Source organism: Tistlia sp., from assembly GCF_040905785.1.
GTDB lineage: Bacteria > Pseudomonadota > Alphaproteobacteria > Kiloniellales > DSM-21159 > Tistlia.
The window spans coordinates 1-12,966 of sequence record NZ_JBBDQW010000027.1 but is presented as its reverse complement, the minus strand read 5'-3'; the positions used below and the strand labels follow the sequence as shown (position 1 = coordinate 12,966).

At 71.3% G+C, this 12,966-nt stretch carries 13 protein-coding genes; 1 reads left to right on the top strand and 12 read right to left on the bottom strand.

Translation table 11 applies throughout. The features are described 5' to 3' along the window. Positions 1-19: 19 nt before the first annotated feature. From fhmpcd1 to WD341_RS06885, 8 genes are all read right to left on the bottom strand, one after another. Complete coding sequence (gene fhmpcd1 / locus WD341_RS06920; RefSeq protein ID WP_368424706.1) at positions 20-940, bottom strand: 5-formyl-3-hydroxy-2-methylpyridine 4-carboxylate 5-dehydrogenase; 921 nt, start codon at positions 938-940, stop codon at positions 20-22. Then, positions 937-1,524, bottom strand: a complete 588-nt coding sequence (locus WD341_RS06915) for a glutathione S-transferase family protein (RefSeq protein WP_368424705.1) — start codon at positions 1,522-1,524, stop codon at positions 937-939. Before WD341_RS06915 ends, fhmpcd1 begins: the two co-directional genes overlap by 4 nt. Positions 1,525-1,594: 70 nt before the next feature. Then, entirely contained in the window at positions 1,595-1,978 is a 384-nt protein-coding gene (locus WD341_RS06910; protein WP_368424704.1) for a RidA family protein, read from the bottom strand. Between the two features lie 20 nt (positions 1,979-1,998). After that, positions 1,999-3,126, bottom strand: a complete 1,128-nt coding sequence (locus WD341_RS06905; RefSeq protein WP_368424703.1) for an LVIVD repeat-containing protein — start codon at positions 3,124-3,126, stop codon at positions 1,999-2,001. A 59-nt stretch (positions 3,127-3,185) separates the two neighbouring features. Further along, positions 3,186-4,319, bottom strand: a complete 1,134-nt coding sequence (locus tag WD341_RS06900; RefSeq protein ID WP_368424702.1) for a cupin domain-containing protein — start codon at positions 4,317-4,319, stop codon at positions 3,186-3,188. 292 nt (positions 4,320-4,611) lie between these two features. Next, complete coding sequence (locus WD341_RS06895) at positions 4,612-5,412, bottom strand: phytanoyl-CoA dioxygenase family protein (RefSeq protein ID WP_368424701.1); 801 nt, start codon at positions 5,410-5,412, stop codon at positions 4,612-4,614. A 114-nt stretch (positions 5,413-5,526) separates the two neighbouring features. Continuing rightward, positions 5,527-6,222 carry a TetR/AcrR family transcriptional regulator gene (locus tag WD341_RS06890; RefSeq protein ID WP_368424700.1) on the bottom strand — a complete coding sequence of 232 codons (696 nt, stop codon included), beginning with the start codon at positions 6,220-6,222 and terminating at the stop codon, positions 5,527-5,529. Between the two features lie 23 nt (positions 6,223-6,245). Then, positions 6,246-7,016 (bottom strand): ABC transporter permease, encoded by a 771-nt coding sequence (locus WD341_RS06885; protein ID WP_368424699.1) that lies wholly within the window; start codon positions 7,014-7,016, stop codon positions 6,246-6,248. Between the two features lie 100 nt (positions 7,017-7,116). On the opposite strand from WD341_RS06885, the gene WD341_RS06880 reads away from it, so the two are divergent. Further along, the gene (locus tag WD341_RS06880; protein ID WP_368424698.1) at positions 7,117-8,148 is read left to right on the top strand and encodes a cobalamin-independent methionine synthase II family protein; all 1,032 of its coding nucleotides are present in this window, start codon (positions 7,117-7,119) and stop codon (positions 8,146-8,148) included. A 48-nt stretch (positions 8,149-8,196) separates the two neighbouring features. Here WD341_RS06880 and WD341_RS06875 read toward each other — a convergent pair whose 3' ends face one another. The 4 genes from WD341_RS06875 to WD341_RS06860 are packed head-to-tail and all read right to left on the bottom strand — an operon-like array spanning position 8,197 to position 12,837. Then, positions 8,197-9,039: a sugar phosphate isomerase/epimerase family protein gene (locus WD341_RS06875; RefSeq protein WP_368424697.1), complete on the bottom strand. Its 843-nt coding sequence runs from the start codon at positions 9,037-9,039 to the stop codon at positions 8,197-8,199. Continuing rightward, entirely contained in the window at positions 9,036-10,484 is a 1,449-nt protein-coding gene (locus WD341_RS06870) for a mandelate racemase (protein ID WP_368424696.1), read from the bottom strand. Before WD341_RS06870 ends, WD341_RS06875 begins: the two co-directional genes overlap by 4 nt. Further along, a complete protein-coding gene (locus WD341_RS06865) occupies positions 10,481-11,302 on the bottom strand; it encodes a sugar phosphate isomerase/epimerase family protein (RefSeq protein ID WP_368424695.1) in 822 nt (273 codons plus the stop codon). Before WD341_RS06865 ends, WD341_RS06870 begins: the two co-directional genes overlap by 4 nt. Continuing rightward, on the bottom strand, positions 11,302-12,837 hold the full coding sequence (locus tag WD341_RS06860) for a tripartite tricarboxylate transporter permease (RefSeq protein WP_368424694.1): 1,536 nt from the start codon (positions 12,835-12,837) through the stop codon (positions 11,302-11,304). The genes WD341_RS06865 and WD341_RS06860 overlap by 1 nt, the downstream gene beginning before the upstream one ends. Positions 12,838-12,966 lie beyond the last annotated feature (129 nt).

Here is a 12,966-nt window from a genome sequence, read left to right as displayed (position 1 = left end):
AGGCCCGCGGCCGGACCGCTCAGCCCTCTTCCAGCGCCTTGCGCACCGCAACGAAGCGCTGGGCGCGCCTCGCTCGCAGCGACTGCAGGTCCTCGGGCGCGTAGTCGAACAGGCCGCCGCCGGTCTTCAGGCCGAGCCGCCCCGCCGCGGTGCGCTCGGCGATCACCGGTGGCACGTCCTGGCGACGGCTCAGCTCGGGATTCAGGTAGGAGGCGACGGACTGGTAGATGTCGAGGCCGGCCATGTCGAGCAGCGCCATGGGGCCGACGATCGCCAGCTTGTAGCCGATGCCCCAGCTGACGCAGGTGTCGAGATCCTCGGGCTCGATCACGCCCTGCTCGACCAGGTCCAGGGCCTCGCGCATGATCGCGTAGAGCACGCGGTTCTCGACAAAGCCGGGCACGTCCTTCTTGACCGTGACCGGCAGCAGGCCGAGCGCTCGGATCAGCGCCACCATCCAGTCGCGCGTCGCGGCGCCGGTCAGCTCGCCGGCCACGACCTCGATCATCGGGATCAGGTGCGGCGGGTTCGACCAGTGCATGCCGACGACCCGCTGCGGGTTCGAGACGACCGCCTGGAGCTTCGTGATCGGGATGCCCGAGGTGTCGGAGGCCAGGACGCAGTCGGGCGTAGTCAGAGCGTCGAGCTGCCGGAAGACCTCCAGCTTCAGCTCCAGCCGCTCGGGCACGTTCTCCAGCACCAGGTCGGCGCCCTCGACCGCCTCCTTCAGGCTGCCGGCGAAGGCGACGGCCATGGCGTCGCCCTTGGCCGGCAGGCCGAGGCGGTCGAGTAGGCCGGCGATCGCCGGCAGCTCGCCCCGCGCCCGCTCGACGGCGGCGGGCTCGATGTCGAAGGCGCGCACGCTCAGGCCGCCGCGCGCCATCACCGCGGCGATGCCGGCGCCCATGGTGCCGAGGCCGACGACCGCCGCGACGGTCACGCCGCGACGACCTTCTGGAAGGCCGGGCGCGCCGCGAGCTTCTCGTGCCAGGCGCGCAGCGCCGGCAGGGCCGGCAGCTCGACCGGGAAGCCGAGGCAGCGGTGGACGATCGGCGCCAGGCAGATGTCGGCGATCGTCATCTCCGGGCCGGCCAGCCAGGGCGAGGCGGCGAGACGGCCGTCCAGCAGCGTCAGGGCCTCGGCCAGCGCCTTGCCGTTTGCCTCGGGGACGGGATCGCCCGCCTTGGACAGCTTGAAGATGGTCACGTAGGTGTCGTTGAGCGAGGCCAGCAGCCAATCCATCCAGGGCTCGATGTGCGCCCGCGCGGCGAGGTCGTCGGGATAGAGCGGCGAGCCCGCCTTGGCCGCCAGGTAGCGCAGGATGGTGTTGGATTCCCACAGCCTCAGCTCGCCGTCGACCAGGCTCGGAACCTTGCCGGCCGGGTTGATCGCCAGGTAGTCCTCCGTGGCGGTGTTGCCGAACTGGCGGCCGTAGTCCTCGCGCGTGTAGTCGCTGCCCAGCTCCTCGAGCAGGAACAGCACCTTCTGCACGTTGCCGGAAGTCTTGCGTCCCAGGACCTTCATGTCAGGCTCCCTCATTCTTGTTGTGGTGCGGCCTTGTTGCGGTGCGGCTCGGTCGCGTTCGAGAGACCGTTCAGCCCTTGACCGGCAGGTAGGCGACCGCGTCCATCTCGATCTTGGTATCGATGACGGCGCGCGCCTCGACCGTCGTGCGCGAGACGTTCCCGTCCGAGAAGAACTCGGCGAAGACCTTGTTGTAGCGGCCGAAGTTGCGGACGTCGTCGAGGAAGACCGTGACCTTGCAGACGTCCGACAGGTCGCCGCCGGCGGCCTGCAGGACGCGGCGGATGGCCTCGATCGTCCAGCGCGTCTGTTCCTCGATCGGGCCGTCGCACATATTGCCCTCGGCGTCCTTGGCGACCTGTCCCGAGACGAACAGGAAGTCGCCGGCACGCACGCCGGGATGGAAGGGCAGGTTGGGGTTCTTCTTGCCGACCGGCGTGATCTTGCCGTGCATGGTGGCTCTCACCTCTCTCGCTAGAATGCCGTGGTCTCGATGATGTCGACGCCGCGCTGGCGGTCGATCAGGTAGATCAGGCCGCGCCGGTCGAGCGTCACGTCGTTCGAGGAGGAGCGCTCGAAGCCGGCCGGCGCGTCGGGCTCGTAGAAGCCGACCTCGCGGGGCCGGAAGGGGTCGGCGAAGTCGATCAGCCGGAGCCCCTGGGCGAACCAGGCGAAGGGGACCACGGTCGTGCCGGTCAGCCGCTCCGAGGGCTGGTGGCAGCCGGTCATCGGCTCCTGCGGGCTGCCGTCCCGGTCGACGCCCTCGACCTGGAAGGTCGAGAGCGAGATCGGGTTGCGCTCGTCGGTGATGTCGTAGACCCAGGTGAAGGCCGGCGCCGAGGGGTAGAGCTTGGCGACGTCCTCGTCGGCGACGATCATCACCTCGCGTCCCTTCAGCGGCATCGGCATCTTCAGGCAGGTGTGCGTCGGGTGCGGGAAGGACAGGCTGGTGTTGCGGTGGGAGATCAGCCTCGGCTTCGACAGGTCCTCGATGTCCAGGATGAAGAAGCCGTGGTGCCAGTAGCTGACGTAGAGCCGGTTGCCGACCCGCAAGGGGTGGTGGCAGCGCGGCGGCACGTAGTCGGTCCAGGGGTTCTCCTCGCCGCCTGCGGCCCACTGGCCGGGAATCCACCAGCGGCCGACCTCCTGCGGATCGGTCGGGTCCTGCAGGTCGACGATCATCACAATGTTGCCGAGGAAGCCTTCCGCCGTCGGCGAGAGGTAGGCGTAGCGGCCGTCGAAGTCGTAGCGGTGGACGCCCTTGCCGTGGGTCATCCACTTGGAGATCTGCCTGGGGTTGGCCGGGTCCGCAACATCGTAGATCGCGATCCCGCCACCGAACTCCGGCGCGGCCTGCCCGAAGCGCTCGTGGTTGACGATCATCAGGCCGTCCTGGGCGCGGACCTTGTGCGAGTGCCAGCCCTCGGGCACCTCGATGCGATGCAGCAGCCGCGGCTTCGAGGGGTCGGAGATGTCGTAGATCGAGGTCCCGCTCGGCGGCCGCATGTGGCCGACGTAGAGAATGTCGCCGTCGACCCAGACCTGGCCGCCGCCGGCGCAGTCGATGTTCGCGATGAGCTTGGTGTTCTCGGCTCGACTCATTGAGAAGGGCGTTCCTTGGGGAGGGAAGGGGCGGGGCGTGGAGGCCGCGGAGCGCGGGATCAGTCGAGGCGCAGGGTGTCGCCCTGGGCGTTCCGGCCCCAGCGCTTGAACAGGCCGAGCTTCTTCAGCGCCGGCTCGTCGCTGGCGACGAACAGGACGATCGGCTGCTGGCTGTCGTTGACGTGCTGGCACCAGGTGCCGCCCGGCACCGCCAGGGTATCGAACTGCGCCCAGTCGTGGCGCTCGCCGTCGATGACCGAATGGCCGGCCGGACCCTCGAAGGGCGAGACCAGCAGGCTGGCGGTCTGCTTCAGCGGCAGGGTCTTCTCGCCGGGGCGCAGCATCTGCGCGAAGAAGGTCATGGTCTTGAAGACCGGCTCGCCATTGCTCGGATCGATGTACTCGATCTTCAGCGCCTCGTAGGGGTCGCCCTCGTGGTCCTTGTAGGCCTCAAGGAACTCGCGCATCGGCTCCCAGCGGTAGACGTACATCGGCGAGGCGGCGCCGGTGCCGCGGTCGTGGCCGACGAAGCGGGCCATCAGGCCGCCGCGGCCGTAAACGTGCTTGGAGTAGTCGGGGTCGAAGCGGGCGGTCTGCTCGGCGCGGCTGATCTCGCGGCCGCCCTCCTGCTCCTTGTAGTCGTGCTCGAAGTAGATGGCGTTGAGGGTCTCGACCAGCGGCAGGTCGAGGACCGACAGGTTGACCGCCGGCTCGTCGCCCTTGTTGCCGTGATTGTGCCAGGTGTCGTGGGGCGTCAGCACCATGTCGCCCGGGCCGAAGACGATGTCCTCGCCCTCGACGCCGGTGAAGTTCTGGTGGCCGGTCAGGCCGAAGCGGATGGCGTTCGGCGAGTGGCGGTGCGGCGGCATCACCTCGTTGGGGTCGTTGAGGCGGTAGGCCGTGTACATGGTCGTCACGCTGGCGCGCCGCGGCGCCAGGCCCGGGTTGACCAGGATCAGCGAGCGGCGCTCGGAATCGGACATCGAGACCAGCTCGGCCGAGCGCTCGAGCAGCGGGCCGATCTGGTCCCGGTAGCGCCAGACATAGGGCAGCGCCTTGGGCGAGGCCATCAGCTGGCGGATCTCGTCGTGGGCGACCTCCGTGGTCGTCGCCCAGAAGGGGAACATGTTGGCCTGGTGGACCTCGTCGTAGAGCTTGTCCAGCGCCGCCTTGATGTTGCTCTCTGCGCCCACCCTGCACCTCCCGGATCTGGCACGGCTCGGGCAGCGGCCGGACGAAACCAATTTCGCTATTGGTTTCAGTCGAACGCTGCCCGTTCAGGCGAACTCTATGCGCGGGCTTGCTGGAAAGTCAAAGGTCCGCGCAGGGTAAAGTTCGGTCGCGCGGATACATCGGGCGGCTCACCACAGCGGACGGGCGGGGCACGGGCGGTCACGGACCCGCGGCGCGGCCCGTCGTGTGACCAATAGGGATGGCCGCCGCGCGTTCCGAACCATTACGCGACCGCTTGCCCGCGCCCGGTCCTCAGCCGGTGATCCGGACGACCAGCGAGTGGTCGTAGGGCAGGGCCGGCGTCGCGAAGGCGTTGCCGTTGCGCACGTAGTGCAGGGCGCAGGCGCGCCGCCAGCGCTTCGAGCGGTTGTCGGCCGACTGGTGCCAGGTGCCGCCGTGGTGGAAGCTGACGCCGCCGGCCGGCACCGGCGCCGGCGTCATGGCCTGTCCGGCGCGGGCCTTCTCCGGGATCTGCAGGTCGAAGGGACGGCCCTCCGGCGCGCTGTGGGGCAGGACGCCGCGCCGGTGGCTGCCCTCGGCGTAGTGCAGGCAGCCGTTCTCCAGGTCGGCGTCCTCGAGCGCGATCCAGGCCGTGACCATGCCGTCGGGGTCGGCCGGCCCGAAGTAGAAGTTGTCCTGGTGCACCGGCTTCGGGCCGCCGCCGTGGGGCGGCTTGAAGAAGATCTGGCTGAAGTAGACGCTGACGCCCCGGCCGATCAGCGCCTCGACGCGCTCGACCAGCGGCGGGTGCGCGGCCAGCGCGCGGAACAGCGGCCGCAGCGCGTGGGGATTGTCGAGCTTGCGCAGCACCGCCGAGCGTGCCGCCGCCTCGGGATCGCCGCTGGCGCCCGCGCGGTCGAGGTACCAGGCCCGCTTCTCCGCGTCGAGCTCGGCCAGGAAGGCGTCGGCCCAGGCCATGGCGTCGGCGATGGCCGCCTGTGTCTGCTCGGCAGAGAAGATGCCGGGCACGGTGACGTGGCCGTCCTGCCAGTAGCGGCGCAGCCAGTCCGGCTGGGCGCCGGTCGCTTCGGGGCCGACGGTGACGCTCGACATGGCACTTCCTCCGCTCGCAGGCATCCGGACGCAGCTTTTAACCGGATGGTTACATAGCGCGGGAAGGCTGGCAAGAGCCCGGCCCGTCCGGACGGTTCCGGGCGGGCAGGCGGATCAGCGGCCGGTGCGCTCGGGGGGGCGCTCGGGCGCGCGCTCGGGCGCGCGGACGCCGGCCAGGATCATCTGCCGGACGTGGCGCCGCCATTCCTGGCGCACGCGCGGCCGGGTCATGTCCCGGCCGAAGAAGAGCGACAGGGTCGCGGCGTTCGACTGCACGAAATAGATCTGGCCGACGATCGAGAGGTAGAGGTCGACCGGGTCGATGCCGCGGCGGAAGCTGCCGTCCGCCTCGCCGCGCGCGATCAGGCGCGCGAGCTGCTTGCGGAAGCCGGGACTCAGCTCCTTCAGGCGCGGCGAGGTCGCCAGATGCCGCGCGCCGTGCAGGTTCTCGCTGTTCAGCAGGGTGATCGAGTCGGGGTGGCGGGCGTAGTGGTCGAAGACCAGCTCAACGAAGTGCTCGAGGCGCTCGAGCGGCGGACCGGCCTCGACCTCCAGGCTTTCCGCGAGCGCGCAGAGCTCGTCGTAGACCGCCTCCAGGACCGCCGTGAACAGCCCCTCCTTGCTCCGGAAGTAGTAGTAGAGCATGCGCTTGTTGAGGCCGGCCTGCGCGGCGATCCGGTCGACGCGGGCGCCGCCCAGGCCGTAGGCGGCGAACTCGGCGCGCGCCGCGCGCAGGATGTCGCGCCGGGCGCGCTGCGGGTCGCGCTGGGCAGCCCGCTGCGCCGCCGGTTCCTCGGGCGCGTCCGGCATCGCCGCGGCCTCCGCGGCCGCGGTCACGCGCCGGACTGGCGGCGGTCCTGCACCACGACCAGCCGCTCGAGCCCGATCACCAGGCCGTAGAGCACGACGCCGATCAGCGTCGTCAGCAGCACCGCCATGAACATCGCCGCGGTGTCGAGCGTGACCTGGACCTGCAGCATCAGGTAGCCGAGGCCCTCGCCCGAGGCGATGAACTCGCCGACGATGGCACCGGCGACGGCCAGTACCACGGCGACCTTCATGCCCGAGAAGATGTAGGGCAGGGAGCCCGGCAGCTGGATCTTGGTGAAGACCTGCCAGCGCGAGGCGCGCAGCGCGCGCACCAGGTCGAGCAGCTCGGGCTCGACCTCCAGCAGGCCGCGCGCCGTGGTCAGCAGGATCGGCAGGAAGCAGATCGAGAAGGCGATGATCGCGTTCGGCATGAAGCCGTAGGAGAACCAGACGATGATGATCGGGCCGAGCGCGACCTTGGGGATCATGTTGGTCGAGACGATCAGCGGCATCAGCAGGGCGTTGAGCATGCGCGACCAGGAGAACAGCACCGCCATGCCGACGCCGAAGATCACGGCGGCGAAATAGCCGGCGAAGATCTCGCCGCCCGTCACCAGCGTGTTGTGCACCCAGTCGTAGTCGTCGCCGAGGGCCATCAGGGTGTCCCAGGGCGTCGGCACGACGTAGGCCGGGACCTCCGCCAGCTCGACCCAGAAGTGCCAGAGCGCGACCAGCAGGAGGTGGACCGCGATGGCCAGCCCCCAGCGCTGCCAGGTGGTCAGTTTCGGCTGCATGCTTCTCCCCGTCTCGTCCGACCTCGCCGCGGCCTTGCCTCGGCGGCTTGTCTCTTTTAACCGTCTGGATAATTATAGCGCAAACCCCGAGGAGGATAGCATGCCGTCGAACGAGCCCCGGATCAAAACCACCGTCGTGGGATCCTACCCCGTGCCCGACTGGCTGGTCGCGCTGCCCTCGACCCAGGCGCTGGTCGACGCGACGCGGGTCGTGCTGGACACCCAGGAGAGCGCCGGCATCGACCTGGTCTGCGACGGCGAGCTCTACCGCTTCGACGTCAACCACCCCGAGACCAACGGCATGATCGAGTACTTCGTCAGCCGCATGGGCGGCGTGCGCACGGAAGTCCGCTTCGACGAGGCCGTCGCCTACCGCGCGCGGCCGGGGATGCGCTTTCGCGCCGTGCCGCCGGGCGTCGTCGACGGGCCGCTCGACAGCGGCACCCTCGACCTGCCGCAGGCCTGCCAGCGCGCCGTCTCGCTGGCGTCGAGGCCGCTGAAGTTCACCCTGACCGGCCCGCACATGCTGGCCAAGACGCTGATCGACGACCACTACAAGTCGACCGCCGAGCTGGCGCTGGCGATCGCCGACGTGCTGGCCGAGCAGGTCAGCCACTGCGAGGCCGCGGTGATCCAGGTCGACGAGGCGAACCTGCCGGGCAGCCCCGAGGAGGGCGGCTGGGCGGCCGAGGCGATGAACCGGGTTCTCGACGCCGTGCCGGGCACGCCGGCGGTGCATCTCTGCTTCGGCAACTACGGCGGCCAGACCATCCAGAAGGGCACCTGGGGCCACCTGATGGACTACCTGAACGCGCTCCACGCCGACCACATCGTCATGGAGTGCGCGCACCGGCCGATCGAGGAACTGGCCGTGTTCCGCGACCTGAAGCCGGAGATCGGCCTCGGCCTCGGCGTCGTCGACATCAAGTCCACGGTCGTCGAGTCCGCCGACTCCATCGCCGGCCAGATCGAGCGGGCCGAGAGCCTGCTCGGCGAGGGGCGCGTGCGCTACATCCACCCCGACTGCGGCTTCTGGATGCTCAAGCGCTCGGTCGCCGACGCCAAGATCCGCGCCCTGACCGCCGGCCGCGACCTCTACGAGGGCCGGCGCGGCGCCCAGGCGGCGGAGTAGCCCCCGCTACGCCTGGCCGGTCAGGCCTGGCCGGTCACGCCTGGCCGGTCACGCCTGGCAGTGCAGGCGCCAGCGCTCGAGGCAGGTCGCGACGACCTCCTCGGGCGGGCGCTTCCACCAGTTCTCGGCGGAGAAGATCTCGACCTCCTGGGGCCCGTGGAAGCCGGCGGCCTCCACGGAGCGGCGCAGGCCGGCGAGGTCGATGACGCCGTCGCCCATCATGCCGCGGTCGAGCAGCAGGTCGCGGGTCGGGACCAGCCAGTCGCAGATGTGGTGGGCCAGGATCCGCTTGCCGGCGCGGCGCAGCGCGCCCTCCAGGTTCGGGTCCCACCAGACGTGGTAGGCGTCGACCGCGACGCCGAGATCGAGGCCGTCGCGGTCCAGCGCCTCGCAGAGGTCGAGGGCCTGGTCGAGCGTGTTGATGCAGGCGCGGTCGGCGGCGTACATCGGGTGCAGCGGCTCGATCGCCAGCGGCATGCCGGCCTTGCGCGCCGGCTCCAGCAGCGTCGCGATGCCGTCGGCGACCATGGCGCGGGCGCCGGCGATGTCGCGGGAGCCCTCGGGCAGGCCGCCGACGACCAGCACCAGGCAGTCGGCGCCGAGCTCGGCCGCCTCCTCCAGCGCAAGCAGGTTGTCCTCGATCGCCGCCCGCCGGCCGGCCGCGTCGGCGGCCGGGAACATGCCGCCGCGGCAGAGCCCGGTGACCCTGAGGCCGTTCTCGCGCACCGCCCGCGCCGCGGCCGGCAGCCCGACCTTCGCGATCTGGTCGCGCCAGGGCGCGATCGCCGTGATGCCCTGGGCGAGGCACTGCTCGACCGCCTGCAGCAGGTCGCACTGGCCGCGCAGCGTCGCGAGGTTGATCGAGAGGCCCCTGGGATCGGGATCGCTCATGGCCGGGGGGCTTCCTTCATGGGCTCCATCGCCGACCAGTCGGGCAGCGGCCCGGCGCCGAGGCCGGGGGTGCGCAGGGAGCCGAGCGCGATCCGGCCCTGCTCGATGCGCAGCCGCGCGCGCCCGCCGTCGCGGCGGTAGAGGTCGGGATGGGCCGCCAGGAAGGCGGCCTGCTCGGCCTCGGGCGCGCCGGCCATGCCGTCGACGTAGTGGTGGCCGTTGCGCTCGACGTGGGTGCAGCCGATCAGGGTCGCGAGAGCCAGGTCCTGCTGCACGGCGATGCCGGCCTGGGTCGTCAGGTCCTCGGCCGACATGAAGTAGCCGGCTTCCGGCTCCTGCCGGTTCCAGGCCTCGACCCGCGCCCGGTTCAGAAGCGACCGGTAGAAGCCCTTGCAGGACTTGCTGGAGATGCCGCGGTAGCCGAGCGCCCGGGCCTTGGGGAAGACCGAGATGTCGGCGTCGGATTCGTCGACCTCGACCTTGGCCGCCTCGGCGAGCCGGCCGAGCGGCGCCGAGAGGGCGGCGCTGCGCGCGATCGGCTGCTCGACGAAGAGGATCGAGCGGCGCAGGCGCTCCAGTCTCGGCTCTTCGCCGATGCGCCGCCACAGCTCCAGCACGCCCTCGGGATCCTGGTACTGCTCGTTGCCGTCCAGGGTCGAGAGGTAGTCGCCGCCCGCGCGGTCGAGCACGGTGGCGATGCCGGCGAGCCGCTCCAGGTCGGCCGCGACGTCGCCCTGCACCTTCAGCTTGAAGCGGCGCAGGCCGTAGTAGCCGACCGCCGCCTCCAGGCTCTCCGGCAGGCCGTCGCCGACGGCCTTGCCGGCCGGGATCCCGGCGTCGGTCAGGGCGTCGACCAACCCCACCGTGTGGCGCGCCTGGATCGAGTCGGCCGGCGCCAGGCCGCGCAGGAAGCCCTCGAGCTCGAAGCCCTCCAGGTCGGGCGCGGTCGCGGCCGTGATGCCCAGGCGGTTGGCCGCGACCGCCTCGAAGACGTCGAGGCCCTCGAGCCGGCAGAGCGCGTCGATCACCGCGCGGTCGAGCAGCGCCGTGCCGAAGCCGGCGACCAGGCCGTTCAGTCCCTCGGCGGCGCAGGCCTCGTAGTGCGCGGCCTCGTGGGCGGCGTGGAGGGCGAAGGGCGCGAGGCCCTGGGGGCCGGCCAGGTAGCGCTCGCGCGCCAGCACCAGGGCCCGGCGCAGCTGGTCGAAGTTCTGCTCGTTGCTGAGGTCGGGGTTCTTGTCGAACCACTTCGGCGCCAGCAGCTCGGCCGCGACGCCGGTCGCCCGGCGCCCGACGGCGTCGCGCAGGGTCAGGCGCAGGAAGACCTGCGGCGCGTGGGTCAGGGTGACGATGCCGAAGCGGAAGGGCATGCGCAGGCGCACCGGCCGCTCGAAGAATTCGACGGCCTCCAGGGCGACGGCGGCGCTGCCGGCAGGGTCGCTGGTCATCGGATTGCCTCCAGGATGCCTTTCAGGTAGCCGATCGCGCGCGCCGCGCAGGCGCCGCCGTCGGGCCGGTAGTCGAAGGGCTCGACCGCGACGTCGCCCTGGTAGCCGAGCTCGACCAGCGCCCGCAGGATCGGCGCGAAGGCGAGCTCGCCCTCGCCGGGGCCGCGGCGGTTCGGGTCGTTGACCTGGACGTGGCGCAGCAGGCCGCTCGGCAGCCATTCGCGGATCACCGCCTCGACCGGGCGGCCTTCGCTCTGGCCGGCGGCCGAGCAGTCGATCATGGTGCGCAGCCCGGGCAGGTCGAGGCGGCGCACGATCTCGGCGGCCTCGGCGACCGTGTTGACGAAGTCGGTCTCGCGCGGCGCCAGCGGCTCCAGGCAGTAGGTGACGCCGGCGCGCCCGGCCGCCTCGCCGGCGAAGGCGAGCATCTCGACCGCCCGCGCGATGGCGTCGGGGTCGCCGCCGGTGCGGCGCTGCTGCGGCGAGCCGTGGACCAGGACCGGGGCCTCTAAGTCGGCGGCGAGGCCGCAGAGCCGCTCCATCGCCTCGCGGGTGCGGGCGCGTACCGCCTCGTCGGGGTCGGTGATCGACAGGCCCTTGGGCGCCAGCAGCAGCCAGTGCAGGCCGGTCGCGGCCAGGCCGGCGTCGGCCAGGGCCTTGCGGACCTCGCCGACGGCGGTGCCCGAAAGCCGGGTCGGGTCCTCGGCGAGGGTGAAGGGGGCGATCTCCAGCCCCTCGTAGCCGAGCGTCGCCGCGAAGTCGCACTGCTCGGCGAAGGGCAGGTGCCGCAGCACCTCGTTGCAGAGGGACAGGCGCATCAGGTCTCCTGGGATTTGTCGCGGCGGGTCGGCCAGAGGCGGCCGAGAGCGACGGCGGCGCCGCCGCGCACCGCGCGGAAGCTGAATAGCACGGTGACCAGGCAGGCGAGGCCCAGCACCGCCGAGATCGGCCGGGTCAGGAAGGGCTCCAGGCTGCCGTCGGAGAGGGTCATGCCGCGGCGGAAGGACTTGTCGAGGATGTCGCCGAGCACGATGCCCAGGACCAGCGGCGCCATGGGGTACTTCATCTCGCGCAGCGCGAAGCCGGCCAGACCCATCGCCAGCATGACCCAGATGTCGAAGACCCGGCTGGCGATGGCGAAGGCGCCGACGGTGCAGAGCACGAAGACGATCGGCATTAGGCGCTCGCGCGGCACCCGCAGCACGCTCAGCAGCGGCCGGGTCAGGGCGAGGCCGAGGACGAGGATCGCGAGCGCTGCGAACAGCAGCATGCCGGCGACCTCGAAGACGAAGGCCGGCGACTCGATCATGATCAGCGGCCCCGGCCGGATGCCGTGGATCAGCAGCGCCGCCAGCAGCACCGCTGCAGGCGCCGAGCCGGGCACCGCGAGGACCAGCACCGGGATCAGCGCGCCCGGCACGGCGGCGCTGTTGCCGGTCTCAGCGGCCAACAGGCCCTCGCGCGCGCCCTTGCCGAAGCGCGCCTTCTCGCGGCTCGCCCGACGCGCGGCGGCGTAGGAGGTCCAGGCGCCCATGTCCTCGCCGACGCCCGGGATCAGGCCCATCAGCGTGCCGAGCACCCCGGAGCGCAGCAGCGTGCGCTTGTAGCGCCAGAGCTCGCGCAGGTCGGGCAGGCCGGCGCGGCCGGCCTCGCGCACCAGGTCGTAGCGCCGGGCCTTCATGACCGAGAGCACCTCGGCGAAGCCGAAGGCGCCGACCAGGGCCGGCAGCAGGCCGATGCCGCCGGCAAGGTCGGTCCAGCCGTAGCTGAAGCGCTGGTAGGCGTGGATGCCCTCCTGCCCGACCATCGCCAGCAGCAGGCCCAGGAAGCCCGCGATCCAGCCCTTGATCGGGTCATCGAGCGCGGTCAGGTGACCCGAGATGATGATGCCGAAGACGGCGAGCCAGAAAAACTCGAAGGAGCCGAAGCTGAGCGCGAACTCGGCGAGCAGCGGCGCGACCAGGGCCAGGGCCAGCAGGCCGAAGACCGTGCCCAGGGTCGAGCCCGAGGTCGCCAGCACCAGGGCGCTGCCGGCCTGGCCGGCGCGGGCCAGGGGGAAGCCGTCGAGCGCGCTGGCGGCATTGGCCGGCGTGCCGGGGATGTTGAGCAGAATGGCGCTGCGGCTGCCGCCGTAGATCGCGCCGACGTACATGCAGATCAGGATCAGGATGGCGTCGCCGGGCGCCATGCGGAAGGTCAGGGTGGTCAGCAGCGCCACGCCCAGGGTCGCGGTCAGCCCCGGCATCATGCCGACGGCGATGCCGAGCAGGGTCGCCCAGCCGACGGCGAAGAGCGCCCCGCCGTCGAAGGCGATGGCGGCCAGGCCGTCGAGAAAGTACCCCAGGCCCTCCATCTAGCCTGGATCTCTCATACTGGAAGGGGTCGGCATCGCACCTGGCGGGCTCGCTCCGCCAGGAGAAGCCTGAGGAGCGTAGCCGAAGCTACGCTCGAGGGCTTCGACGCCGCGGGCGAGCCCGCCAGG

What these genes read in the sequence shown, in the direction of transcription:
- WD341_RS06910 (WP_368424704.1), bottom strand. Translation starts at nt 1,978, where the DNA reads ATGCACGGCAAGATCACGCCGGTCGGCAAGAAGAACCCCAACCTGCCC.
- WD341_RS06875 (WP_368424697.1), bottom strand. Translation starts at nt 9,039, where the DNA reads ATGAGCGATCCCGATCCCAGGGGCCTCTCGATCAACCTCGCGACGCTG.
- WD341_RS06890 (WP_368424700.1), bottom strand. Translation starts at nt 6,222, where the DNA reads ATGCCGGACGCGCCCGAGGAACCGGCGGCGCAGCGGGCTGCCCAGCGC.
- WD341_RS06860 (WP_368424694.1), bottom strand. Translation starts at nt 12,837, where the DNA reads ATGGAGGGCCTGGGGTACTTTCTCGACGGCCTGGCCGCCATCGCCTTC.
- WD341_RS06870 (WP_368424696.1), bottom strand. Translation starts at nt 10,484, where the DNA reads ATGACCAGCGACCCTGCCGGCAGCGCCGCCGTCGCCCTGGAGGCCGTC.
- WD341_RS06905 (WP_368424703.1), bottom strand. Translation starts at nt 3,126, where the DNA reads ATGAGTCGAGCCGAGAACACCAAGCTCATCGCGAACATCGACTGCGCC.
- WD341_RS06915 (WP_368424705.1), bottom strand. Translation starts at nt 1,524, where the DNA reads ATGAAGGTCCTGGGACGCAAGACTTCCGGCAACGTGCAGAAGGTGCTG.
- WD341_RS06865 (WP_368424695.1), bottom strand. Translation starts at nt 11,302, where the DNA reads ATGCGCCTGTCCCTCTGCAACGAGGTGCTGCGGCACCTGCCCTTCGCC.
- WD341_RS06880 (WP_368424698.1), top strand. Translation starts at nt 7,117, where the DNA reads ATGCCGTCGAACGAGCCCCGGATCAAAACCACCGTCGTGGGATCCTAC.
- WD341_RS06885 (WP_368424699.1), bottom strand. Translation starts at nt 7,016, where the DNA reads ATGCAGCCGAAACTGACCACCTGGCAGCGCTGGGGGCTGGCCATCGCG.
- WD341_RS06895 (WP_368424701.1), bottom strand. Translation starts at nt 5,412, where the DNA reads ATGTCGAGCGTCACCGTCGGCCCCGAAGCGACCGGCGCCCAGCCGGAC.